At 26.0% G+C, this 26332-nt stretch carries 16 protein-coding genes; 8 read left to right on the top strand and 8 right to left on the bottom strand.

Annotated elements, in window-relative coordinates; all coding sequences use genetic code 11:
• Position 1: 1 nt before the first annotated feature.
• Together C7380_RS06235 and C7380_RS06230 are read right to left on the bottom strand one after the other, a co-directional pair.
• Positions 2 to 1243 (bottom strand): ABC transporter substrate-binding protein, encoded by a 1242-nt coding sequence (locus C7380_RS06235; protein ID WP_109604632.1) that lies wholly within the window; start codon positions 1241 to 1243, stop codon positions 2 to 4.
• Between the two features lie 219 nt (positions 1244 to 1462).
• The gene (locus C7380_RS06230; protein WP_109604631.1) at positions 1463 to 2512 is read right to left on the bottom strand and encodes a GntR family transcriptional regulator; all 1050 of its coding nucleotides are present in this window, start codon (positions 2510 to 2512) and stop codon (positions 1463 to 1465) included.
• A gap of 133 nt (positions 2513 to 2645) precedes the next feature.
• Here C7380_RS06230 and C7380_RS06225 point away from each other — a divergent pair, with 133 nt between their 5' ends.
• Complete coding sequence (locus C7380_RS06225) at positions 2646 to 4256, top strand: hypothetical protein (protein WP_109604630.1); 1611 nt, start codon at positions 2646 to 2648, stop codon at positions 4254 to 4256.
• A 36-nt stretch (positions 4257 to 4292) separates the two neighbouring features.
• Here the strand turns inward: C7380_RS06225 and C7380_RS06220 are convergent, their stop codons facing one another.
• The 4 genes from C7380_RS06220 to C7380_RS06205 form a co-directional block, all read right to left on the bottom strand.
• Entirely contained in the window at positions 4293 to 7652 is a 3360-nt protein-coding gene (locus C7380_RS06220) for a DEAD/DEAH box helicase (protein ID WP_158274809.1), read from the bottom strand.
• An 83-nt stretch (positions 7653 to 7735) separates the two neighbouring features.
• Positions 7736 to 9325: an alpha/beta hydrolase gene (locus C7380_RS06215; protein WP_109604628.1), complete on the bottom strand. Its 1590-nt coding sequence runs from the start codon at positions 9323 to 9325 to the stop codon at positions 7736 to 7738.
• A gap of 134 nt (positions 9326 to 9459) precedes the next feature.
• Positions 9460 to 11574 carry a heavy metal translocating P-type ATPase gene (locus C7380_RS06210; RefSeq protein ID WP_109604627.1) on the bottom strand — a complete coding sequence of 705 codons (2115 nt, stop codon included), beginning with the start codon at positions 11572 to 11574 and terminating at the stop codon, positions 9460 to 9462.
• A gap of 82 nt (positions 11575 to 11656) precedes the next feature.
• Positions 11657 to 12046, bottom strand: coding sequence for an ArsR/SmtB family transcription factor (locus C7380_RS06205; RefSeq protein WP_109604626.1), 390 nt, complete (start codon positions 12044 to 12046; stop codon positions 11657 to 11659).
• 141 nt (positions 12047 to 12187) lie between these two features.
• On the opposite strand from C7380_RS06205, the gene C7380_RS06200 reads away from it, so the two are divergent.
• Positions 12188 to 15646: a tetratricopeptide repeat protein gene (locus C7380_RS06200; protein ID WP_158274808.1), complete on the top strand. Its 3459-nt coding sequence runs from the start codon at positions 12188 to 12190 to the stop codon at positions 15644 to 15646.
• Positions 15647 to 15684: 38 nt separating this feature from the next.
• On the opposite strand, the gene C7380_RS06195 is transcribed toward C7380_RS06200, so the two are convergent.
• The gene (locus tag C7380_RS06195) at positions 15685 to 17250 is read right to left on the bottom strand and encodes a hypothetical protein (protein ID WP_109604624.1); all 1566 of its coding nucleotides are present in this window, start codon (positions 17248 to 17250) and stop codon (positions 15685 to 15687) included.
• A gap of 298 nt (positions 17251 to 17548) precedes the next feature.
• Between C7380_RS06195 and C7380_RS06190 the strand changes: the two genes are divergently transcribed.
• Positions 17549 to 18700, top strand: coding sequence for an HD domain-containing phosphohydrolase (locus tag C7380_RS06190; RefSeq protein WP_206050539.1), 1152 nt, complete (start codon positions 17549 to 17551; stop codon positions 18698 to 18700).
• A gap of 31 nt (positions 18701 to 18731) precedes the next feature.
• Here the strand turns inward: C7380_RS06190 and C7380_RS06185 are convergent, their stop codons facing one another.
• A complete protein-coding gene (locus C7380_RS06185) occupies positions 18732 to 20900 on the bottom strand; it encodes a methyl-accepting chemotaxis protein (RefSeq protein ID WP_109604622.1) in 2169 nt (722 codons plus the stop codon).
• Positions 20901 to 21137: 237 nt separating this feature from the next.
• Between C7380_RS06185 and frr the strand changes: the two genes are divergently transcribed.
• From frr to alaS, 5 genes are read left to right on the top strand one after another with little or no spacing between them, the layout of a single operon-like run.
• Positions 21138 to 21698, top strand: a complete 561-nt coding sequence (gene frr / locus C7380_RS06180; protein WP_109604621.1) for a ribosome recycling factor — start codon at positions 21138 to 21140, stop codon at positions 21696 to 21698.
• Complete coding sequence (uppS, locus tag C7380_RS06175; protein WP_240597541.1) at positions 21695 to 22417, top strand: polyprenyl diphosphate synthase; 723 nt, start codon at positions 21695 to 21697, stop codon at positions 22415 to 22417. Before frr ends, uppS begins: the two co-directional genes overlap by 4 nt.
• Complete coding sequence (locus C7380_RS06170; RefSeq protein ID WP_158274807.1) at positions 22404 to 23258, top strand: phosphatidate cytidylyltransferase; 855 nt, start codon at positions 22404 to 22406, stop codon at positions 23256 to 23258. Before uppS ends, C7380_RS06170 begins: the two co-directional genes overlap by 14 nt.
• 31 nt (positions 23259 to 23289) lie before the next feature.
• The gene (locus tag C7380_RS06165; protein ID WP_158274806.1) at positions 23290 to 23679 is read left to right on the top strand and encodes a type II secretion system protein; all 390 of its coding nucleotides are present in this window, start codon (positions 23290 to 23292) and stop codon (positions 23677 to 23679) included.
• 15 nt (positions 23680 to 23694) lie between these two features.
• Positions 23695 to 26310: an alanine--tRNA ligase gene (gene alaS / locus C7380_RS06160; protein WP_109604618.1), complete on the top strand. Its 2616-nt coding sequence runs from the start codon at positions 23695 to 23697 to the stop codon at positions 26308 to 26310.
• The last annotated feature ends 22 nt before the right edge of the window (positions 26311 to 26332 follow it).

Genomic DNA, 26332 nt, shown 5'->3' with positions numbered 1-26332 from the left:
TTTAGTTCCAATATGCTTCCCATTTTTTTAGGACTCTTTTTAATTCTGTATTTCCAAGTAAGAGGTTTTGCATATCGACTTCATGAATTTGGCTCCAGCCAGGCCATCTTTCTGAGTCTAAAGGGTATGTTTTAAATATATATTTTTCTGAAACCATTTCTTTTCCATATGCAGCATATTTTTCATTTTTGAAATGTTCATTATTTTCATATGTCGATTTATGTACTGGTAAAGCTCCATAGTGTTCATTGAAATATCCATTTTGTTCTGGTGAGTTTAACCATTTTATGAAATTCCAAGCTTCTGTCTTATTTTTTGAATAACTTGGTATTCCTACTCCAGTAAATCCATAATCGAGGTATGTGTAGCCATGAGGTCCTTCAGGAATTGGTATTACTGTATATTTATTTTCATCCATTAAGTTGTTTATCAAAGGTATTGCATCTGAATCTTGTATTAAGAAAGGTGTCATTCCTGATACGAAACTGTTTATTTGTTCATTGAATCCCCAGTTTACACCGTCTTTTGGTACAGCTTCTTTGAATAGTTTTATATATTTTTCCATTCCTCTTTTATAGTCTTCAGTGTTAAAAAATTCTTTTTCAGTAGAATATATATATTTTTCATTTTTTATGTTTTCAACTTCTGCAGATGCAAATAGATCTGAATATTTGAATTCTGAAGATTTTCCTCTCCATGTGAATCCATATTGGTTTTTTGATGGATCTGTTATTTTTATAGCTATATCTATTAATTCGTCTATTGTTTTTGGTAATGTATTTATTCCATTTTGTTTTAATACATCTTCTCTAACAAAAAGAGCTTTTATGAATATACATTGAGGTACGAGATATGGTTTATTGTCTAATGTATAAGCTGCTTTTTTTGCAACGGCTGTCAAATCTTCGGCATCTTTCCAATTTTCAAAGTATTTACTCAAATCTTCGAGTTTTCCATTGTTTACAAATTGTTTTAATGTATAGTCTCTTATTTCTACTATATCGAGTTTTTGATTTGTGTTTAGCATTAAAGTTGCTTTTTGATCTGCTTGTTCATAAGGTGGTGATATTAAGTTTATTTTGATATCTGGATTTTCTTTTTCATATTTTGATATCATATCTTTTAATAATTTTGTTCTTTCAGGACTTGTCATAACTTCTAAATAATTTAAAGTCACGGTTTTTGAAAATGAAATACTGAATAATAATACTAAACATAGTAATAATAAAGTTAATTTTTTCATAATTTTTCTACCTCCCCGTTTTGATAATACTATTTTTATTTTAGTGTTTTTTTTTAATTTAGTCAAAAGTATATACCAATAATTATTTGTATATACTAATAATTATTGTGATTTTTTTGTAAAAATCTTTTAAATTTAAAGTTATACTCGTTTACAATATGAAATATTATATTTTCTACATAAAAAAACGAGTTTATTCGAAGATAAACTCGTTTTTGATCATTTTATTTTGTCTTTTATTCCACATGATTCTCTATATATTATTTGGGTAGGGATGTATATTTCTGATTCTATTATATTTTTTTTATTTATTAAGTCTATTAGTATTTGAGCAGATTTTATTCCCATTTCTTCAAAATTTTGTTTTATTGAGGTTAATTTGGGTACTATTAGTTCTCCAATTTTTCTGTCATCAAATCCAACTATTTTTATATCATCTGGTATTTTGTATCCTTTAGATTGCATTATTGATATTAAGGCTACTGCTATAGTGTCATAACAGCAAAATATTGTATCATAGTCATATTCTATTAATTTGTCCGCTATATTTTCTAATTGATTTTCTTTTATTATGTAGTAACCAGTTTTTGCACCAAATCTTTTTGTAGCATCTCTTATTCCCATTAATCTATCTCTGACGGTGCTTAATACTACTTCATCATATGATATGAAGGCTATGTTTTTTGAGTTTCCAAATTTTATTAGATTTTGTGTTAATTCATATGTGCTTTGATAGTTTTCAGATTGAACTACTATTTTATCTGTGTATCCGACAGCTCTATCCATGTATACGAGTGGAAAATCTGATTCTAAAAGATCTGAAAAGTCTTCTATATCAAAAAATTCCATTCTCGGTATTGCTATTAGACCTTTTAAGTCCCTTTTTAGTAGTTCATTTACCTTTTTTTTGTTTAATTCTATATTTTCATTCATGAATTCTACTATTGGGGTATATCCATGTTCTCTGAGTACTTGTTCTATTCCAACCATCGTTTCTCCTGATAGATAATCTGATATGTAGGATAATATCAGTCCAATGTTTTTTGAGTTTTTTACATCTTCATTTACGAAAGATCCAATTTTTCTTTTTCGATATATATAGTTTTCTACTGTTAGTTCGTCTAAAGCTTTTCTAACTGTTGTTCTTGATGTATTGAATTTTTCTACGAGTTCTTTTTCTGTTGGAATTTGTTCGCCTGGTTTTAATTCTCCCGTCTTAATTTTTCTTAATATGTATTTTTTTATTTTTTTATGTAATGCTTCTTTCATTAAATCACCTCTTTTTGTGTATACATTTATTATTTTACTATAAAATTACATTATTTTTTCATTTTTTTAGTAAAATGGTATAGAAATTAGTGTATTATTAGATATTCTAATACTTTTTAAGGAGATGAAAATTATGTCAAAGAGGCTTACTGTTTTATTGTTTATTATTTTTACTTTTATTTTGTCTTTTGGTAGTTCTTATACTATGAATTCTTTTGATAGTTCTGAATTGAATAGGATAAATTCTGCCATGAGTACTGATAAGGGGAATTTTTCTTTGAATGTTGCAAAGGTTATTTATGATTTTTATAATTTTGATTGGGCTGGCAATGAGTATTTGTTGAGAGATCTTGAAGATATCATGAATTTGTATTCTGAGGATATATATTCTGAAGATTTTGATAGCGAATTTGATGATGAAGATTATTTAGAAAAACTTGAAGAATTTTTTAAGAGTTTAAAAAGTTCTGATGTTTATGATTTAATGGTTTCTATTAAAGATGAATTGAAAGATTTGGATGAGAATAAGGATTCTTTGGTATTTTTATCTAAGGAAGCTTATGATGATTTTGTGAAATTTATTAATGTTGATTCTGATCCATATTTTGTAGAATTTGATTATGAAACAGTTGGTAACTTTGCTTTTGATTATAGAACTCTTAAGATATTAGACATTTTAGCAAATACTTTTGTTTATATGAATGATAATCCAAGTATGTTGGAGTATTATCATAACTTTTTCTCTTATTTTGAATCAGATCCAGATGAGGAAGATTTAATAAGACCTGAAGCTAATTCTGTTTTTTCTCAAATGGAGTATGTAGAACCAGAGGATTTTGAACCTTTATTGAAGAAATTAGCTGCTGTAGATGGTGATTCAGAATGGATTTCTTTGAGAGATATATTTATTCCAGAAATTTTGATTCTTCCACCTTCTTATGAATATTTTACTATTTCTGATTATGCTATGAGAGGGATGTTGTTGATAGATGATTTTGAAACTTCTGATTTATTTGTTAATAAGAGATATGCAGATTTAGTAGATTATTTTATGAATACATCTGAAGCAGATGATTTTGTTTATTATTATTATCCTGATTCTTATGGGATTAAGGAAGATTTTGATAAAGTTTTGAAAGAGAATTATAATTTTAGATATGCTAATCCAATTTTAGGCTTTTTGAATGTTTCTTTTGATGAATTTTTGATGGAAGAAGATTTGGAAGATATTGTATCTGAATTTTGGATGTCTATTAATGGTGTTAAAGTTTATAATTTTAGAGATTTTGTTGAAGAATTTTTAAATTCTTATAAGGATGTTATGAACTTTAAGTTTAGAATGATGTTTAATATTGATATGAGTACTGGTTATGAAGAACCAGGAGAAGTTGTAGAGCCGTTAGTTTTAGGTTTGGATATGAATATGACATTTAATTATCCAGCTTATAAGGATCCTTTTGATGTTGGGGCTATGAATTTAAGGTTTAAACCTGAGATTTTTAATGTTGTTATGTCTGAATTTGCTAAGCTTGAACAAGGTTATTTCAATATATCCGAGATAGTAAGTAATATTTCTGAATATACAGATTTTTTAAAGGTTGAAAATAATGATTTAGTTTTTTATTTAAATGTAGATAATTATTTTGATTCTGAGATTAGTTTTGTTAATTTTATGAGTGATGATATTGTTAATTTACTTTCTATGTTTTTGATGACGGCTATGTCTTCAGATTATAATTATTGATTTTGAAAATAATAAACGGGCTTTTAAAGCCCGTTTTTATTTTAATGTGAAGAGTTTTTTAAGTTCTTCATTGGTTAAGTCTCCTATCCATTTTTCGGATGTTGTAATTATTTCTTTTGTTAATCTTTCTTTTTTATTTATTATTTCATTTATTTTTTCTTCGAATGTTCCCGTAGTTATTAGTCTGTGTACTATTACATTTTTTTCTTGTCCTATTCTAAATACTCTGTCTGTTGCTTGATTTTCTACGGCAGGATTCCACCATAAATCATAATGTATTACATGGTTTGCAGCGGTTAAATTTAGTCCCGTTCCACCAGCTTTTAATGATATTATCATTACTTTGTATTTGGATATTGTTTCGAATTTTTCTATCATTTCATTTCTTTGCTTTTGGTTTAAAGATCCATGAAAGAATAGTATTTCCATTTTAAAGTATTCTTTTATTAATTTTTGTAGTATATTGCCCATTGTTGTGTATTGTGTGAATATTATTACTTTTTCTTCATTTTCTATTATGGTTTGTAGTATGTCTATAGTTTTTTGCATTTTTCCTGATGAGTTTATTGTTTGTATAAAATTTTTGTCATAATTAGCTGGATGATTACATATTTGTTTTAATGCTGTTATTAGAGCAAATATATGAGCTTTTCTTTTTTGATGATTTTTTTCTATGTTTGAAAATTTTAGATCCATTATTTTTTGATAGTATTTTTTTTGAATTGGTGTTAAATATACGTATTCATCGTATACGAATTTTTCTGGTAAGTCTTTTATTATTTTTTTATCTGTTTTTAATCTTCTCATTAAAAATGGTTCTATGGCATTTTTTAAGTATTTTTTTTCTGCGTTTCTACTTAGCTTTTCTATTGGATATGCATAATTTATTTTGAAGTCTTCTTGATTTCCAAGAAAGCCCGGCATTAAGAAATCGTATATTGACCATAATTCTAATAATTTGTTTTCAACAGGTGTACCTGTAAGAGCTACTTTGTGTTGTGAGTTTATTTTTTTTACCGCTATACTTTGTGAGGTATATGGATTTTTAATGTTTTGAGCTTCATCTATTACACATATTTGAAATTTTATTTTTTGAAGTTTTTCTATATCCCTTCTTATTATTCCATAAGATGTTATTATTAGTTCATTTTCTTTTATTTTTTCTATATCTCTTTCATTTCCATGGTATATATGTGTTTTTATTTCTGGTGTAAATTTTGATGATTCTTTTTCCCAGTTTGCAAGTAATGATGTTGGACATATTACTATTGATGGATTTGTTAATTTTTTATTTTCTTTTATTTTTTGTATCACAGATAGTATTTGTATTGTTTTTCCAAGACCCATATCATCTGCAAGACATATGTTGAATCCTTTTTCAAAGTTTGTGTATATCCATTTATATCCTTTTTTTTGATATGGTCTTAATGTGGCATTTAATTTTTTTGGTATGTTTATTTGTTTATATTTTTTAAAGTTTTTTATGTAGTTTTTTAGGTTTTCATCTATTATTATGTCTATTCCAAATATATTTTTTGATAGTATGAATTTGAATAAACTTATGTTATCTAATTCTTTTATTTTTTTTACTATTTGTTTTATGTTTTCTATTGCATGTTTTTCATATACGAAGTATTGGTTTTCTATTTTTTTGATTCCATTTTCTGTATTATATTTTTTTATGAATTCTTCGAATTCTATTTCTGTACTTCCTATTTTGAAATTGAAATCAAAGTTTAATTGTTTTGATATGGTTTCTAAGGTTATATCTTTTTCGGTTGTTTTTGTTTTTATTATAAGTTCAGGTGTATATATTTTTTCCATTCCAATTGGATAGTTTATTCGACTGTTTAATAGTTTTATTATATTTTTAGTGTTTATTATTAAGTCTGAAAGATCTGATGGTTCTATTATTAGATCTTTGAATTTTAAGTTTAAGTATTCCATTATAAATGGAGAATATTTGGATATTATTGCAAGTTTTTTTAATATTGTTTGATCATTGTTTTGTCTTAGATGTTCTCTCAATTCTTTTGTTGTAAAGGGATCATCTTTTTTTGCTATGTCTATGGATAATGAGTATTTGCTTTTGTAATTTTTTATGTTGAATATAAAAAATTCATTTGCATCTATTGTTATTGGTTCGAGATAGTTTTTTATTGATGTAAACGTGTTTTTTTCATCAAATTTTTTTGGTTTGTATATATAATTTGTAAAAAATAATTCATGTATTTTGTTTTCTTTGGGTTCTATTATGTATTTTATTTTGTTTTTTATGTATAGATTGAAGAGAAAATTTATTATGAAATCTTGATCTGCTATTTCATTTTTGTTTTTTATTATGGGTTCTTTTATTAAAGATTTTAAGTATTCATGGTATTTTTTATATGTTTCATTTATTGTATATGGTTTATAAGTTATATGGAAGTTTGTTTCATCTATTTTTTGTGCTTGAGGTAAAAAGGATTTTGTATATTTTATTATTTCAAAGTATTTTAATAGTTTTGAAAAGAATTTTATGTTTGAATCTTCTAAGTTGTAATAATTAGCTTTTTCGAGTATTTCAAAGAAATCATAGTAATTGTACTCATGATTTAAATAGTCTATATTGGTTTTTAATTGTATTTTGGGATTTTGTTGATTATAATTTATTTTTATTTCTAAGTCTGTTAATTTTAAGTTTTCTATTTTTATGTTTTCATCTTGGTTTATTTCTTCATATAATTTTTTTAAATCTGATTTTAGGTCTATATTTGTGAATAGTATATCATCTGGAAGTAGATTTAATAGGTTTTGTATTTCAAGCGGTTCTGCTATTATTTCTGGTTCTTTTATTTCTTTTTTTATTTTGAATTGTTTTGAGAATTTTATTATATTTTCTTCGCTTTCTTCTACTATTTCTGATTTTTTGAGTCCATGAAGTTCAAATATAAGAAAAGGGTTTTTATCGAATTCATGGGCAAAAGAATAGAAAACAGCTGCAAGGTGTTTACAAGGATTAGCCCTATCCGGACATGAACATTTTGATAGTATATCAGCCCATTTTTCCGGAAATAAATGTATTTGTGATTGGGTTAATATTTCAAATAAGTCTGGAGGAAAAAATCCTATTAATAGTTGTGCCATAAAATCTTTTCTGTTTTTTAATATGGCTTTTATTTTATTTTTTTCATCTTTTTTGAAAGCATTCAATTTTATTGTTTGATTATAATGGTCTTTGTAATTACCTTTTACTTTTGATATTATCATTCCATCTTTGTAGTTTATGTCTATTACATTGCCTTTATTGAAATAAGTTCTACCACGTGGCAGTCTATTTTTATTTTTGTCTATGTTTTCAAGCGATTCTATCCATTTTAGACCCCACCAAGTTTTAACTATATTTTTTTTGTACATTAATTTTTCCTCCGAATTTTTTAGCATTATTATATTATATCAAATTATTGTATTTGTAAAAAAATAAAGATGCCAAAGCATCTTTATTTTGATATTGAGTATTGTATGAATCTTTCCATATAGTATAAGAATATTTGATTATAATATCCTTCAAAGTATATATCGTTTGCATGGCCAGAGTATGGAAAATATATTGTCATTATTTTATTGTTTTCTGAGTATTTTTTTTCGAATTGTTTTATTATTTCTTCTGGAACGAAGGTATCTTTTGTTCCTTGATATATCAATATGGGAATGTTATTTTTGTTTATTAATTTTTCTGGTGATATTAGTTCTTTTTCTCCTTCTATTCCTATTTTTGAAGCTATTGTATACGCTGGATATAAAGGTATTATACCTTTTATTTTTATGTTTTGATCATACCAGTTTTTGTATTTTTCATTTTCATAGCTTAAAGCAATTGCTGTTGCAAGTTGTCCTCCTGAAGATCCTCCACTTATTATTACTTTTGAGGTGTCGGCATTATATTTTTGTTTGTTTTGTTCGAGGTATTTTGTGAAATATCCTATATGTTTTATCATATCATCTATTGTGAAATTGCCAGTTCTATTTTTTATTTTTTCTGAATTTTTTGAGAATATGGATGTATTTGTTAATCCATATTGTATATCAAATACAGTGTATCCTTGTGATGCAAAATATTTGTTTATTTGTAGCATATTATAGAATCCTTTGTTTCCTCCAACCCATGAACCACCATGTATTCTTATTATTACAGGATTTTCTTTATTTTTGTTTTTGGGTATATATGCATCAAATTTTAGTTCTATATTGTTTTCATAACCTTTTGTATCTTTATAATAGGTAATATCTTTTTTTATTTCTATTTCTGGTATTTTTATTCCAAGTAGATAATCTGTGAATGAGAAATGAACTTTTCTGAATTTTGAGTTTTGTTGATTTCCAAATGTATTTGAAAATTTTAGATCTATTTTGTTTATATTTGTTAGATTAGCTATTAATGGTATTGTTAATAGTATTGAGAATATTATTATGAATATTACAGAGATTTTTTTGTTTATTTCTGATTTTGGATTTGTAGAGTATATAAGTAATCCTAAAGGTATAGTTATTATTGCAAAGGTTATTGAGAGTTCTGGTATTATCATTTCAATGGTTGAAACATATATTTTTGTATAAGTTATTATGGTTATTGCGATTATCATTAATATGTATATTAATGATATTAAATTTTTTATTATGTTTTTTTTGCTATTATTTATTTTTATGAAGTATTTATTGTATCCAAGTGTTTTTATGTTGTTGTATATAGCACTTATGAATATTGAGTAGTATCCTATGTATATTATAGTCCATATATGCCATGTTTGTTTTATTTGGGATGAATATGAAGCCCCTTTTAAGAAGTTTCCTGCGATTATCATTAATAGACCTATTATAGATGTTTTTAAAAATATTCTTGGATATTTATATGCTTTTAATCTTTTAAAATTATATAAGTATACTATGAAGTAGTTTAATAAGAGTGTGAATGGTATTGTTATTGTAGCTATTATTTCTATTATTTGATTTGGATAGTATATTCTCAATATGGGATATATTATACATAATATGTTTAATAATAGAGATATTTGGTTTATTTGACGTCTCATTTTTAACCCCCATTTTATGATGTATTTACTTATATTATATCGTATTTTTTGTTGGAGGATTTAAATTTCATTTGATATATAAAAAAATGGACTTTTTCTGATTTGATTTGTATCAGAATAGTCCATTTTAATTTTTAGTTTTTAAATATTCTTAAGGAATTGAATACTGCTATTAATGCTATACCAACATCTGCAAATACGGCACCCCATATGTTTGTCATTCCAAGTGCACCGAGACTTAAGAATACTATTTTTACTCCAAGTACTATTATTATGTTTTCCCAAGTGATTTTTGCAGTTTTTTTGGATACTTTTATAGCATCTACAACTCTTTGTATATTATCATCCATAATAACTGCATCTGCTGCTTCTATTGCGGCATCAGAACCCAATCCTCCCATAGCTATACCTATATCGGATCTCGTTAGTACGGGTGCATCATTTATTCCATCACCTATGAAGGCTATTTTTTTATTTGTTTTTATTTGTTCAAATTTTTGAACTTTTTGATCTGGTAATAATTCTGCATAGTATTCATCTATACCTACTTCTTTTGTTACTGCTTGAGCTACTTTTTTATTGTCACCTGTAAGCATTACAGTGTTTTTTATTCCAAGTTGTTTTAATTGTTTTATAGTTTGTTTTACACCGTTTTTAATTTTGTCTGATATTTCTAAGTATCCAGAATATTGACCGTTTATGGCTATATGTACTATTGTTCCAGAGTTATTGTTTTCTTTGTAATTTATTCCAAATTTTTCCATTAATTTTGAATTACCAGCGAGTACAGTTTTTTCTTCTATTTTAGCTTTTATTCCATGTCCTGATATTTCTTCATATTTTTTTATTTTTGTTTCATCTATTTGTTGATTGTATTCTTTTTTTATTGATTGAGCAATGGGATGATTTGAATGTTTTTCAGCATATGCAGCTGTTTTTAATAATTCTTCTTTTGTTATGTTCTCTGGTTTTATTTTTACAACTTCGAAGACTCCTTGTGTTATTGTTCCTGTTTTATCAAATACTATTGTATCGAGGTCTTTTATGGTTTCTAAATAATTTCCGCCCTTTATTAGTATACCTTTTTTTGATAGAGTTCCTATTCCTGAAAAGTATCCAAGAGGTATTGATAAAACGAGTCCACAAGGACATGATATTACAAGGAATATTAAAGCTCTATAAAGCCAATCAGAAAATGTTCCGCCCATCAATACTGGTATAGTAGCCAGTCCCAATGCAAAGAATACTACTGCCGGAGTATAATATTTTGCAAATTTTGTTATCATTTTTTCTGTTTTAGCTTTTTTTGCAGATGCATTTTCTACCATATTTAGTATTTTTGATACTGTCGATTCTGAAAATTCTTTTTCAACTTTTACTTTTATTAGTCCATTTTGATTTACGAATCCACTTAGTATTTCATCGTTTTCTTTTACTGTTCTTGGTACTGATTCACCTGTTATTGCAGAGGTATCCATCATTGTTTGACCTTGTATTATTTTTCCATCCATAGGGACTTTTTCTCCAGGTTTTACAACTATTATGTCATTTACTTTTACTTGTGAAGGACTTACTTTTTCTATGTTTTGTCCTTTTATTAGGTTTGCATAATCAGGTCTTATATCTAAAAGAGATTTTATGGATTTTTTTGAATTATCAACGGCTAAGTTTTGTAAGAATTCTCCAATTTCATAGAATAGCATTACTCCAACTGCTTCGGGATATTCTTTTATTGCAAAAGCTCCTATAGTAGCAATTCCCATTAGAAAATTTTCATCGAATACATTTCCTCTCATTATATTTTTTGCAGATCTTATGAGTACTTTTCCACCTATTATTAGGTATGCTGCAAGATATAATGATATTTTTATTATCATTTGTTGATTTGTTATTATTGCTGCTATAAAAAATATTAATCCAATACTTATTCTTATAATTTCTTTTTTTAGATTGAAATTTCCATGTTCATGAGTATGGGTATGAGAGTGTTCATGTTCATGAGAATGTTCATGGAACTCATTTTTTCCTTCTTCATATACTTTTACATCTGGTTCTAATTTGTTTACTATTTTTTTTATTTTATTTATATCTTCTGTATTTGTGCTTTCATAAGAAAGGGTTTTAGTTATAAAGTTTAATTCTACATTTTTTATTCCATCTAAATTTTTTACTTTATTTTCTATTTTTGCAGCACAATTAGCACAATTTAAACCATCTAAGGATAATTTTGTTTTTTGAGTTTTTTCCATTTTTTCACCCCTTTAAATATGTACATATGAACATTTATTCATATATAAGATATAATAAAAATTATATCAATTTTTTTATTTTTTAAAATGTTTCTTCTGTGATATGTTCCATTCCAGTATTGAATATTTGTTCTATATGTTCATCATCGAGAGAATAATAAACAACTTTTCCATCTTTTCTGTATTTTACAACTTTTGCTTGTCTTAAAACTCTTAATTGATGAGATATAGATGATTGTGACATGTTTAATGCTATTGATATATCACATACGCATAATTCTTTTGCTTGAAATAATAGATTTAATATTTTTATTCTTGTAGTGTCTCCAAATATTTTGAAGAAATCTGCAAGATCGAATAGTATTTCATCTGCAGGTATTTTATCTTTTATTTGTTCTAGTATGTCTCTATGTACAATGTTATTTTTACATACATCTGTTTCTTTTTTTTCTGGTTTATTTATTTTTTCCATTTTTTCACCTCTATATATGAGCATATATTCATATATATTTTAATATTTTTTTTATTTATTGTCAAGTGGTATAATTTTATAGTTTGTTATTATTTTTTTGTTATTATTATGATATATATATAAATAATGAGAGGTGTTTTTATGATAAATATTGATTATAATACTTTTATAGAATATCTTACGGGTAAATCTTCTCATAAGAGATATGCTTTTTTTATTGGTTCAGATTTGAATGAAAAAACTAATGAAGTTTTTATGGGGTATATTGCAAAATTTTGCGAAAAAACAGATAGTAATATTTTAGTTAATTCATATTTTTCAAAGTATTCTGAAGAGGCTTTTTATAAATATACTAATGTTAATCCTGTTGTTTGTTCAAAGGATTCTATTTCTATATTTTTATCTTTTCCCACTGATAAACCTACTATCATAAATTTGAACACTGATTTGAATTCTGATATTTTATCCCATAATTGGGCTAATACTCTTGATAGTATTTTGGCTAATTATACTCCTGTTTTAATAGGAGTATCGAGTGAGGATAGGGCTTTGAAGAATTATTTTAAGGAATATTATGAGACTGATATTTATTTTGTAGGTGTTTTGGATGATCTAGCTAAGATGCTTAATAAAGAGTATTTGAAATTTTTAAAGGTTGAAGATTATTCTATTTTTGTTAAAAAATTGTGTAAAGATATTTTAGGTATAGATTCTTTGAGTATGAATTCTTCAAGGGTTGAATTTTATTGGAAGAATGAATATGAGAAGATAGAAGAATATAATAGTGATTTTGTTAAAGCGAATGAAGAGATAAGTGAACTTGTAGATTCTTTTTTTGATGATGAAGATGTTAAAAAAGCTTTTTTAGAGGAATCTGATATAAGAAGAGCAGCTTTGATTTTGGAGCTTTCTGCTGAAAAATTTGATAATGATTTTGAGGTTATTTTTAATTATGCAAGATTTTTGCATTTTAGTCTTGGTGATCTCGATAAGGCAAAAATTTATTATGATAAGGCTTTAAAGATTGATGAATCTTCATATGTTTACGAGAATTATGCTCTTTTGATGTATGATTATGGAGATTTTGATGAAGCTAATAAATTTTTTAATAAATCTGTAGAACTTTTTGATTCTGATGAAGATAAGAATCCTTATCTTTTGATTAGATACGCTATTTTTTTGAGAGAGTATGGCGATTTTGATAAGAGTATGGATATGTTTTTGAGATACAAGGAGTTTGGTGATTTAAATAATTATTTTTATTATGAGTATGCTCTTTTATTGAATGATTTTAAAGAGTATGAAAAAGCTATAGATTGTTTAAAGAAGGCGATTGAAGAAGATGATACTAATTATCTTTATTTTGGTGAGATTGCTAAATCTTATGCTTTGATAAATGATTTTAGGAATGCTAAAGAGAATTATTTGAAGGCTATTAATTTGTCTCCGGATAATATTAGTTTATTATATAATTATGGTATTTTTTTGGTTAATTTTGGATTTTATGATGAATCTACTGATTATTTTAAAAGGATTATAGATATAAATCCTAATTTTTATATGGCTTATAATGAGTATGCACTCGCTTTGGAAAAGTTGGAAAGATATGATGAAGCTGAGAGCGTTTATAAGATGGCAATTGGTAAAAATCCAGATTTTAAGAATATTTATAATAATTATGGTATTTTATTGGAAAAAACTGGAAGAGAGGATGAAGCCGAGAAATTTTATAAGAAGATTATTTCTGATTTTCCTGATTATCCTCATGCATATTATAATTATGCACTTTTATGTCAGAAGAGAGGAGATTTAAATAAAGCTGAAGAATTTTATAAGAAGGCTATAGAAAATGATGGTTCTTATGTTATGGCTTATATGAATCTTGCATTACTTTTGACTGATTTGAACAATTTTGAAGAGTCTATTTATTATTATGAGAAAATTTTAGAAATGGATGATACTAATATTTTTGCTTTTAATAATCTTGCTTTATTGTATGAACATCTTGATGATTCTGATAAGGCTTTGAATTTTTATAAAGAAGGTATGAAGAAATTATCGTTTTTTGATAATATACATGTTAATTACTTATTTTTCTTACAGAAATTTTTTCCAAAAAAGGTAGATAAAGAGTTTAAAAAATTTATTAAAAAATTTCCAGATAGTGCTAAACTTTTTTATGAATATGCCAAGTATCTTGAAAATGTTGGCGATTTAGATGGAGTAGAGGAATTTTATGAAAAGGCTTTGGAAATAGAGGTTTTCCCAGATTTGATAATTAATTATGCTATTTTTTTAGAGAAGAGTAATAATTTTGAGAAGGCTGAATTAGTTTATGATAAAGGTATTGAAAGTTTTCCGAATAATGCATTTATTTATTATAATTATGGAGTTATGTTGGATATAATTAATGATCATGATAGGTCTAAAAAACTTGTTAAGAAAGCTTTGAGGATAGATAATACAAATCCAACTTTTAATTATTTTTATGCGAAAATTTTATTTTTTCAGGAGAATAATTATAAACTTGCTAAGAAGTATCTCGATAAGTCTCTTAAGGTAGATCCTTATAATTATTATGCTAATGTTTATTATGCTATGGTTTTGAAAGCTTTGAAGAATTATAATAAATCTAAGATTTATTTTGAGAAGGCGATTGATATTATGCCTGATAGTTATTATGCTTATTATCAGTATGCTTTGGCTAAATGGCAGAATAATGAAGTTATAAGGGATATAATGGATTTGTTTGATAAGGCTGTTGATATTGGTTATAATTATTATGTTTTTTATGATTATCTTTATTTTTTAGCACAGAATCTTCAATTTAATAGATTTGAAGAGATAAAAGATGAAGCTCTTGAAATTGAAGGAGATTCTAATCCGGAATTTTTTACACATCTTGGGTATCTTTATTTTTATTTTATAAGAGATTATGATAAATCTAAAATTTTTTATGAAAAAGCTATTGATATGAAATATTCTTTTGATTTTTCTGAATATGCCGATGTTTTAAGGAATTTAGGTAGATTTGATGAAGCCGATAAATTTTATAAGAAGGCATTTTCTGCAGGTTTTTTGAGTTTGAATTTTTATATAAATTATGGTGTTAATTTTTTGAATCTTAAGAAATATGATGAGGCTCTTGAAATGTTTTTTAATGCAGCAGATTATGATAAAGAGTATGAGGGTTCTGATTTGTTTGTTAATATTGCTTTTACTTATGATTTGATGGGTGATTATGATAAGGCAAATGAGTTTTATATCAAAGCTGAGAAAGTTTCTAAAGATAATGTTTATTTTTCTGGTAATTATGCAGGTTTTTTGTTTAAAAGAGGTTTGAATTATGATAAAGCTTTGAAGCTTTTGAATTCTTCTATTTCTAATAATTCTTTTGATGATATTCAACTTCTTGAATGCTATATTTATATGTTGATATATACAGATGATTTTACTAAGGCTTTGAAAAAACTTGATTTTTTTTATGATAAGGGTATTAGAACTACTACGGATTTTTCAAGTCATTTGAGAAAGGCAATTGATATGAATCATGATAGACTTGATTTGATAAAGAGTTATTTAGATAAGCTTTGCATTTAATTTTAAAGACATGGTCAGTTTTTCTGATCATGTCTTTTTTATTTTATTTTTTTTATTAAATTTATGTATATTTTGAAAGCTTTTTCACGCTTTTTTTCTGGAAATATATTCCATAATGCTTTATTTACATCTTTATTTTTGAAGTGTTTGTTTTTTGGTAAAGGGTAGAGATTTTTCATTTCATAATTTGTGTCTTTGAAACGTGTTATTCCAAATATTATTTGACTTAGAATTTTTCTTTCTTGAAGATTTATATCTTGTGTGTAGTATTCATATATTTTGTATATGGTTTTATTGTCTATTTTTTCAAAAGCTTTTTTTACAAGATCTTTTCTTGCTTTTACAAATGGAGATTCGAACTCTTCGGTAGCTTGTAATAGTATTATTTTGTCGGATATTTTTAATTTTTTTATATCTGTGTTTTTTATGGCTTTTATGAGTCTTTTTAATCTATTTAAATTTGGATCTTCTAGGGTCATCATTGTAGAGAGTATATTTATTATTATTGTTTCTTTTTTTATTTTTTTTGCATTGAATAGAATTTCTTCGATATTTTCGTCTAATATTATTTTGAATCTTTCTTGTTCTATTTGATTTTTGAAATATGTTTCATCTTCTTCCATTATTTTATATATCGTTTGCGATTTTATTCTTTTTGTTTCTCCATTTAGAATTTTATAAAGAGTTCTTCTGGATAATCCAAGATTTTTTGCCGTTTTTGAAAGATTATTTTTTTTTATATATTTTTTTATTTCTATTATATCTTCATTTGTTATTGAATAAGAACTTTTGTCTATTTCTAATTTTTTTATAGTTTCTTTTGTGTCTGTATTTATTAGATTTTGTTGAAATTCATCTTTTTCATTTTTTATCATTAAAGAGAATATATATAGTTCCATATAATATATGAAACTATCATTTTCTTTTAAAGTATATATATATTGTTGATAAGCATTTATTATTTTTCTATTAGTTGAAAAGTAATAGGATGCATAGTATAGATTTATTTTTGATATTATGCATTTTAATTTATCGCTTTTTTCTAAAGTTAAAAGATTGTTCAATGATGCGTTTATTAAAGATGGATTTGGTATTTTTTTGGCTTTGACGGCCACTTCAGAGAGTATTTTTTTTCTTTTTGATATATTTGTATATCCATCAGCCTTTCCAAATAAGAAGTTTATATAAAGATAATCATCTGATGAAAAACTTCCCCAGAATTTGCTTTGTTTTAATCCCCCATTTCTTGATTCTATGTATAGAAACATACCTTTTAATATATCTCTTGACATTGGAGGCATTTTTTTTTGTGATTTTTTTAGTATTTTGTAATATACTATATAATCGAGATCCTTTATGCTGAATAGAGACATCATTTTTAATCCAAGTAACATATAGTATATGTTTTTGTTTTTGATTTTGGATATATTTTGATTTATTTTTAGTATTGTATTTTCGAATTCATAGACATCGTATATGTTTTTTATTTGTATATACATTTTCAAATCTTTATTACAAAAATTTTTGCTTAAATAATCCCTCAAATTTTGTGCAAAAAAACCATATTTGTGTATTTCATATATGGCTTTTTCTATACTTTTCATTGGCCCCACCTCTTAATTTAAGTATGATATATTTTTAAATCTTTTTTATACTAACAAATTGAGTGTATACATTATATGAGTTTTTTTGATGTAAATTTTTTTTTAATTGTTATAACGTTATTCTGGATTATATTTTAGAAAACATGTTTTTTTGTTATATCATTTTATATAATGTAATATTTAGTTGTGTATACATATATAGTTTATTATTCTATTTTTATTATATTTTTATAGGGGTCCGGAAAGAGGTTTTTGAATGATATCTTTCTTTTTAAAGCATATTAAAGGCTATGTGGGGATGAAAAACTTTATAAATGATCAAAAAAAGCTGAATAAATTTTTTTCTGATTCAGAAGAGGTCCTTTATATTGAAGATTATCTGAGATTTTTAAAAGATTTTTTGAATAATTTTTTTGATGTTGATACTATGGGTTTTTATTTTTTGAATCAAGATTGCAATATTTTATTTAATTCTGAAAAAGATGATTGCAGTTATTTTTTTAATGAAAATATTAGTTTCTTCATGAAAAATATTATGGAGAGTAGTAAAAGTATTGTTGTTGATGATATTTCTATTTTTAAAGATGATGAGTTTTTGTCAGATTTTTATGGGAATGGAAATAAGTCTATGATGGCTGTACCTATTATTAATAATGGTGATTTTTTGGGTGTTATTAGTGTTTTTAATTATGAAGAATCATTTTATGATAGTTCTTATTTATATATTTTTGAGTTGTTTACTAATGTTATAAAGTATAGCCTTTTGAATAAATTTATGGCTTTTAAGATGGTTAATACGACGATGAACGGACTTATTGAAATTCTTGAAACAAGAGATCTTGAAACCGGTGCACATGTTAAGAGGGTTGCACATTATTCAAAGATTATCGCTGAGAGACTTTTTGATAAAGGTATTATAAATAGTAAAGATTTGATCAAAGAAATATTTTGGTTTGCACCTTTACATGATATTGGTAAGATAGGAATTTCTGATAGTATTTTGCTTAAACCATCAAGACTTACCGAATCAGAGTTTGAAGAGATTAAAAAACATGTTTTGATTGGTTACGATTTATTGAAATCTATTGAGAAGAATATGCATCCCGCTATCGATATGAATTTTTTTAAGACTGCTGAAGATATTATTTTGCATCATCATGAAAATTATGATGGTTCTGGCTATCCAAATGGACTTAGAGGTAATGATATTTCAATTTCTGGTAGAATACTCGCTGTCGCTGATACTTTCGATGCACTTTGTTCTGAGAGGCCTTATAAAGATTCTTTTTCTTTTGAAGATAGTTTAAAAATAATAATTAATGAACGTGGGAAACAATTTGATCCAATTATAATTGGGGCTTTTTTAGATTCTATCGATGAGATTAAAAAGATTTATAGTTTATATCATGATTCTGATGATTGTTATAGTTTTTCATTCGATAGAAAATGAAAGCAGAACCTTTTTAGGTTCTGCTTTCTCTTTATAATATAAATTTTTTGAATTCTGATTTTAAATCGTCTGTTAATTTTTTTACCTGGTCTGAAAGTTCTTTATTTTCAGTGTTTTTTTGATTTTGTAATTTTAATGTTTGAGCTATTGAATTTGTTTTATTAGATATTGAATCTATTGCATTAGTTGCACTTGTCATCGATTCTGCTATTTCTCCATTTATTGTGTTTAATGTTTTTATATAATGTTCTATTTTTTTTGTTTTTTCTATTGTTTGTTCTATTTTGTTTTCCATTTTTTTATAAGTTGTTTTTATGTTATTTGTATATTCTTCAGTGTTTATTATTAATTCATTAGTTTTTTGCGATTCTGAAAGATTTATTTTTGAATCTTCTTTTATTTGATTTATTATTTTTTCTATTTGTTTGTTAAATTTTTGATTTTCTGTTGAAAGTGTTCTTACTTCTTGTGCTACAACCGCAAATCCTTTTCCTGCTTCTCCAGCACGTGCAGCTTCTATTGATGCATTTAATGCCAGTAAATCGGTGTTTTTTGATATTGTATCGAGTACTTTTAATATTTTTTCTAATTGTTTTATATTATCTTCAATTTTTAAGGCTATTTTTTTATTTTTGGATGATTGGTCTTTTGTGATTTGTGATATATTTTTTATTTTTTCTATATTGTCTTGTGTATCGGAACTTATATGGTTTAGATTTTCCATATTTTTATTTATATCTTTTATATTTTCATATATTTCATTTGAAGCTGAATACATTTCTTGTATGGAAGAACTTACTTCTTCTATTGAGGCGGTTGTTTCTTGTGAATCTTTATCTAAATTTTCTATACTGTTTTTTGTTTTTTCATATTCATCGAATATGTCTTGGGATGATTGTTTTATTTTTGAAGATATGATTTCAAGTTTTTTAGATTTTTGATATATTTGATTTATTGATTGATTTAATGTTTTTGACATTTTGTTCAGTGAATTACTTATAGAATTTATTTCATAATTGCCTTTTTGTTTGAATGATTGAGTTAGATCTCCATTTGAAAATTTGTCTATGTTTTCTTTTAATTTTGTTATTGGGTCTATGTTTTTTTTGGATATTATGAATCCTGTAATAGTTATAATGATTATTATGATTATCAATATTGGTATGAATTGTTTTATAAGTTTCTGTATTTGTTGATCAAGTATTTGATAAGAAGTTTCGCCTATTATTGCCCAGTTTATTTCTTTATAATTGAATGGTTTATACGTGCTTATTACTTTTTGATTTAAATAGTTTTTTGATATCATATTTCCTTGTTGATTGTTTAAAGCATTTTTTACTTGTTCAGTTTGTATTTTTTGATTTAATGTTGTTGGTTTATTTGTATATATTGATTGATTTCTCATAAGATTGTCTTTACCAACTATATAGGTTTCTGTGTTTGATTGTTTGGAATTCATTATTTCATCTATTAATTTATTGTTTATTTGTATTATTAGATAACCCAATGAACTTGAGTATTCATCGGTTAATTTTATTCCAATGAAACTGACTATTTTATCATTGTATTCATAAAAGTCTGTTATATGGATATTATTGTTTTCATCTTCTGATATTTCTTTGATTAAATCATTTAATGGACCATTTTCATTTTTTATGGATTTTGCAAAATCAGAATCTTTTTTTGTTGTGTATATTATATCTTTATCTAAAGATATGAATTTTATATCATCATATTTTTTTTGAATTATTATTTCATACAGTATTTTTTGTATTTGTTCATGTAAAGTATCATATTCAGCTATCATTTGTATGGTTTCTATTGGAAGTATTTCATCTATATCGAATGAACTTTTCATTTTTTCTTTTTCTTTAAAAGGATTTTTTTCGATGTATATATTTTTTAAATTTTTTTGAAAATCTTCTTTATAGCGTATTTTGTTGTTTTGATAATTATAGTTCATCATGTTTAAGGTTTTATATATTTCTTGTCTTTTAGATAGTAGTATTAGATCTTGCTCAAGATTTTCAAAAAAATCCATGAAATATTCATATTTTAAATCTGTGCTATTTTTTAGTATTTGTATATTATATCTTTCTATCTCCGTTTTTAATTGGTTCTGCATGATAATAAAAAATATTATGAATCCACTTATGAATAATATCATATTTGATATTATTATTTTTTTGCCCATTTTCATATTTTTCACCTCTTGATATATGAATCATTTCTCATTTTATTTTACATTAATTTTTCTATTTTTTAAAATTTGAATTTTTTTATTTAGAGTTAATTATTATTAATTTTGTTTTTAAAACTATTTTTTATAACTTTTTTCTAATTTTTATGTTTGTAGTATTGTGAAAGAGTATTTCATATTATTGTCAAATATGATATAATATAATGAATATTTTAATACTAATTGGAGGTGGAATTGATGGCTAAAAATGCTTATTCCAAATCAGTTACCGATAAAATGGAAAAGAGTGTAAATCATTTAAGAGATGAATTAAAAAAATTGAGAACAGGAAGACCTTCTGCATCTTTATTTGCAGATATGATGGTTGATTATTATGGGGCTCCAACTCCTGTAAGTCAGACTTCAACTGTTACAGTTGGTGAAGATAGATCTGTTTCTATAACACCTTGGGATAAATCTTTACTTGAAAAGATTGAGAAAACTATAAATTCTTCTAATCTTGGTCTTCATGCTATTAATGATGGTGTTGTAGTTAGAGTTAATTTTCCTGCTCCAACTGTTGAGGATAGAAAGAAATGGGTTAAGATTGCGAAAGATATGCTTGAAGATACTAAAGTATCTTTGAGAAATATTAGAAGAGATGAACTTAAACTTGTGAAAGAAGATAAAGATAATGGAGATCTTCCTGAGGATGATGCAAAAAAGGTTGAAGATGAAATTCAAAATATTTTGAAGGATCATGAAAAGAAAGTTGATGAAATTTTTGCTAAAAAAGAAAAGGAGATCATGGAATCTTGATTATAGAAGATTTGAAAATACCAAATCATATTGGAATTATTATGGATGGTAATGGAAGATGGGCTCAAAAAAAAGGAAAGAAAAGAAATTTTGGGCATGAAGTTGGTGCTCAAGTTGCTGAAAATGTAATAGAATGGTCTGCAGATTTAGGGGTGAGGTATCTCACCCTATATTCATTTTCTACTGAGAATTGGAAGAGGCCGGAGTCTGAGGTTAATTTTTTGTTTAAGTTGTTTGTTAAATATCTTGAAACGAGAATGTTGAAAATTATATCTAAAGGCGTTAGAATGAGGTTTTCTGGTAGGATAGATAAATTGCCTTTAGAAGTTCAAAATGCTTGTTCGAGAATAGAAAATAAGAGTTTAAATAATGATAAAATAGATTTAATAATGGCTTTGAATTATGGTGGAAGACAGGAGATCGTTGATAGTGTTAATAAACTTATATCACAGGGGAAATCTTTTATTACAGAAGAGGATATATTATCTAATTTGTATTTGAATGATGTTCCAGATCCTGATTTTATAATTAGAACTTCTGGTGAAGAGCGTTTGAGTAATTTTTTATTATGGCAATCAGCATATTCTGAATTTTATTTTACTGATGTTTTATGGCCAGATTTTGATTATGAAGAGTATATTAAAGCTTTAAAAGTTTATAATAAAAGAGTTAGAAGGTTTGGCGGTATAAACAGGAGTGATGAAAATGGGTGTGAATAAAAAAGATATTTTTATCAGATCTCTATCAGGCTTTATTATAGGGCCAGTAGTGGTTTTATCTTTTTTGCTTTATCCTACTTTAATAGGGTTGGTTACTACTATAGTTATGCTGGCTTCTTTTGAGTTTATAGAGATGGCTTCTCAAGAGCTTAAAGATAAGAATGTTTTTAAGCTTTTTATGACTTTATTAGTTGGAACTGCATCTTTGATATATGGTTTTGCAATTGAAGCAGAGTATCAGGGTATATTGCCTTTTGAGGCAGAAACTATATTTTTTCTTGCATTTTTTGTTTTGAGTTTTAGTGTTTTATTGAATATAAAAGATATAAGAATGGCTAAAAAACTTATAAGTGCTGGAGCAATTAGCCTTTTATATATTTCTTTTTTTCTTTCAAATTTTTTTATGCTTCATATAAATTATGGTTCAAGTATGGCTATTTTAGCATTGACTTCTGTTTGGATGTATGATGCTGCGGCTTATTTTTTTGGCTTGAACTTTGGAAAGCATAAGATATCACCAACATTTTCACCTAAAAAAAGTTGGGAAGGTTTTATAGGTGGAATTTTTGGTACTTATGTCTATATTTTTTTGTTTGAAATGATTAGAAATTATCTTAATTTTAAGAATATAATAAATCCATTTTATATGATATTTTTTGCCATAATGGTTGGCGTTTTTGATACTGTTGGAGATTTAATTGAATCAATTTTTAAAAGGCATTATAATGTAAAAGATTCAAGCGATATTCTTCCAGGACATGGTGGATTGTTGGATAGAATAGATGGCCTTTTAATGGTTACTCCAATGTGGTATTTTTTATTGAGAATATTCTGGATTTAAATAGTTTCATAAGGGGGTTATGAAATTGTTTATGAAGGGTAGGGAAGGTTTTACTATTTTAGAAGTTTTGATAGTTCTTGGAATAATAGCAATTATAGGTTCTATTGCTGTTCCAGTTGTTGGTGGTGTTATTAAGCAAGCAAATGCTACAAAGATTTTAACGGAGATGAGGCAAGTTCAGAGTGCTACAATTCAGTATGTTTTAATCGAAGGAAAAGATAAGAGTTTAACTATAGATGATTTAAAAAATGAAGAATTGTTGAATCCAAAGATAGACTCTAATATCATATTAAAAGAATATAATAAAAGATTGTATGTCGTATATGATCTAGATGAACCAGATATAAAATATTTTAAAAAAGTAGATAAGGAGATCAATACTGAAGTCGAAGGAAGGCCTTCTATTTTTATTGATTTTTAATTGGGAGGAATTTTTATGGAATGGATGAGCTATAAGGATATAAGAGAAAAATTTTTATCTTTTTTTGAAAGTAAGAGTCATAAAAGACTTGCCAGTTCTCCATTAGTTCCTAATGATCCACAACTTATGTTTACTGTTGCTGGTATGGTACCTTTTAAACCAATTTTTTGGGGTAAGATGGAACCTACTTATACAAGGATTACAACATGTCAAAAATGTATAAGAACTAATGATATAGATAATGTTGGTAGAACAGCAAGACATCAGACTTTTTTTGAAATGCTTGGAAATTTTTCTTTTGGAGATTATTTTAAAGAAGAAGCTATTGTATGGGCATGGGAATTTTTAACGGATGTTTTGCATATGCCAGAGGATAAATTATGGCCTTCTGTTTATTTAGAAGATGATGAAGCTTTTAAAATATGGAAAGATATTGTAGGTGTTCCTGAAGATAGAATTATGAAATTTGATAAAAGTGAAAATTGGTGGGGACCTGTTGGACCTACTGGTCCATGTGGACCATCGAGTGAAATTTATTTTGATACAGGATATACAAATAATTGTCCGGATTCTTCAAATTGTTCACCAGCTTGTGAATGTGGAAGATTTGTAGAAATTTGGAATATAGTTTTCACAGAGTTCTATGCAGATGAAAATGGAACTTTTTCACCATTGCAAAGAAAAAATATAGATACTGGAGCTGGACTTGAAAGAATTACTGCAGCTATACAGAATGTTTATTCTAATTTTGATACAGATGTTTTTTCAAATATAATTAAAAAGATAGAAAAAGTTTTGAAGGTTAATTATGGTCAAGATGATAAAAAGGATGTTTCCATAAAAGTTATTGCTGATCATGCAAGAGCAGCAGCTTTTATTATTTCAGAAGGAATTTTACCTTCTAATGAAGGTAGAGGGTATGTTCTTAGAAGAATTATAAGAAGGGCTATAAGACATGGAAATTTATTGGGAATGAAGGATAAATTTTTTAATGATATAGTTGATCAGGTTATTTTGGATATGGGAAGTTTTTATCCTGAAATAAAGGATAAAAAGGATTTTATCGATAAGATAATTGATGCTGAAGAAACTAGATTTTTAGAGACCCTTGATAAGGGTATAGAAAAATTAAATAATATTATAAAAGATATAAAAACAGATATTATTTCTGGAGATATTGTTTTTGAACTTTATGATACTTATGGATTTCCTGTTGATATAACAAGAGAAATAGCAGAGGATAATTCTTTGAGTATTGATGAAGATGGATTTGATATGTTTATGAATGAACAAAAAGAAAGAGCAAGATCTGCAGCTGGATCTAAAGAATATGATTCTAAGAATGAAGCTTATAAGATAGTTGGTGAAGAATTATTAAGAACAAATTTTGAAGGTTATGATAAATTAAGTTCTTCTTCAAAAGTATTGTATTTGATAGATGGCAACAGTTTTATAGATTCTGCTTTTGAAGGTAATGAGGTTGATTTGATTTGTTCAAATACACCTTTCTATGCTGAAAAAGGTGGTCAGATTTCTGATAGAGGTATTATTAGAAATGATTCTTTTGAAGCCGAAGTTTTATCTGTTAAGGTTGTTTATAATGAAGTAATTGCACATAGAATTAGAGTTGTTAAAGGAAATGTTGATAAGAATGATGATGTGGAACTTTTAGTTGATGAAAATTTTAGAAATGATGTTAAGAGAAATCATTCTGCAACTCATCTTTTGCATTCGGCATTGAGACAGGTAATTGGAGATCATATTAAACAAGCTGGTTCTTATGTCGGACCTGATAGACTTAGATTTGATTTTACTCATTATGAAGGATTAACAGATGTTCAAATTTCTGAAATAGAAAGAATAGTGAATGATCAAATTCTAAAAGCTATGCCTGTTATAACAGATGTTAAAAGCCTTGAAGAGGCAAAAAATATGAATGTTATAGCTTTATTTGAAGAAAAATATGGTGATGAGGTAAGAATAGTTAAAATGGGAGATTTTTCTTCAGAACTTTGTGGAGGTACTCATGTTTCAAATACTGGTGAAATAGGACTTTTTAAGATTGTTTCTGAATCTTCTGTTTCAGCAGGTATTAGGAGAATTGAGGCTATTACAGGTATTAAAACTCTTGAAGCTTTTAATAATTATGAAACTATTTTGAAGAGTATAAATAATATTGTAGATGGAACAGTTGATAGTGTTTATGATAAGATTGTTTCTATTTTAGAAGATTCTAAAAATAAGGATAAAATTATAAAGAAACTTGAATCAAAACTTGCAACATCTAATCTCGATTCTTTTATGAATTCAGCGGTTGATATAGATGGTAAGCCATTGATAATAGGAGTTTTAGAGGATGTTGATTCGGATGTTTTAAGAAATACAAGTGATACTTTGCTTTCTAAAGTAAAAAGTGGTGCTGTTATACTTTTTAATAAGTCAGATAAAGTTAATTTTGTTGTGAAGGTTTCTAAGGATGCCATTGATGTTTTTCATGCTGGAAATATGGCAAGGAATATTGCTAAGTTTTTAGGTGGCGGTGGCGGTGGAAGACCTGATTTCGCTCAAGCTGGTGGGAAAGATCCATCTAAAGTCAATGAAGTTGTTTCTAATATTAAAAAGTTTATATAATTTTTAAAAATAAAGATACCTC

This window comes from Oceanotoga teriensis (genome assembly GCF_003148465.1).
GTDB lineage: Bacteria > Thermotogota > Thermotogae > Petrotogales > Petrotogaceae > Oceanotoga > Oceanotoga teriensis.
Note: the sequence above shows the minus strand (reverse complement) of the source record. Positions and strands in the feature narration are given on the sequence as shown.

Coding starts and splice junctions, on each gene's coding strand:
- C7380_RS06235 (WP_109604632.1), bottom strand. CDS start 1,243: ATGAAAAAATTAACTTTATTATTACTATGTTTAGTATTATTATTCAGT.
- C7380_RS06210 (WP_109604627.1), bottom strand. CDS start 11,574: ATGGAAAAAACTCAAAAAACAAAATTATCCTTAGATGGTTTAAATTGT.
- C7380_RS06165 (WP_158274806.1), top strand. CDS start 23,290: ATGAAGGGTAGGGAAGGTTTTACTATTTTAGAAGTTTTGATAGTTCTT.
- C7380_RS06185 (WP_109604622.1), bottom strand. CDS start 20,900: ATGAAAATGGGCAAAAAAATAATAATATCAAATATGATATTATTCATA.
- C7380_RS06230 (WP_109604631.1), bottom strand. CDS start 2,512: ATGAAAGAAGCATTACATAAAAAAATAAAAAAATACATATTAAGAAAA.
- C7380_RS06220 (WP_158274809.1), bottom strand. CDS start 7,652: ATGTACAAAAAAAATATAGTTAAAACTTGGTGGGGTCTAAAATGGATA.
- C7380_RS06200 (WP_158274808.1), top strand. CDS start 12,188: ATGATAAATATTGATTATAATACTTTTATAGAATATCTTACGGGTAAA.
- frr (WP_109604621.1), top strand. CDS start 21,138: ATGGCTAAAAATGCTTATTCCAAATCAGTTACCGATAAAATGGAAAAG.
- C7380_RS06205 (WP_109604626.1), bottom strand. CDS start 12,046: ATGGAAAAAATAAATAAACCAGAAAAAAAAGAAACAGATGTATGTAAA.
- C7380_RS06215 (WP_109604628.1), bottom strand. CDS start 9,325: ATGAGACGTCAAATAAACCAAATATCTCTATTATTAAACATATTATGT.
- C7380_RS06190 (WP_206050539.1), top strand. CDS start 17,549: ATGAAAAACTTTATAAATGATCAAAAAAAGCTGAATAAATTTTTTTCT.
- C7380_RS06170 (WP_158274807.1), top strand. CDS start 22,404: ATGGGTGTGAATAAAAAAGATATTTTTATCAGATCTCTATCAGGCTTT.
- C7380_RS06225 (WP_109604630.1), top strand. CDS start 2,646: ATGTCAAAGAGGCTTACTGTTTTATTGTTTATTATTTTTACTTTTATT.
- C7380_RS06195 (WP_109604624.1), bottom strand. CDS start 17,250: ATGAAAAGTATAGAAAAAGCCATATATGAAATACACAAATATGGTTTT.
- alaS (WP_109604618.1), top strand. CDS start 23,695: ATGGAATGGATGAGCTATAAGGATATAAGAGAAAAATTTTTATCTTTT.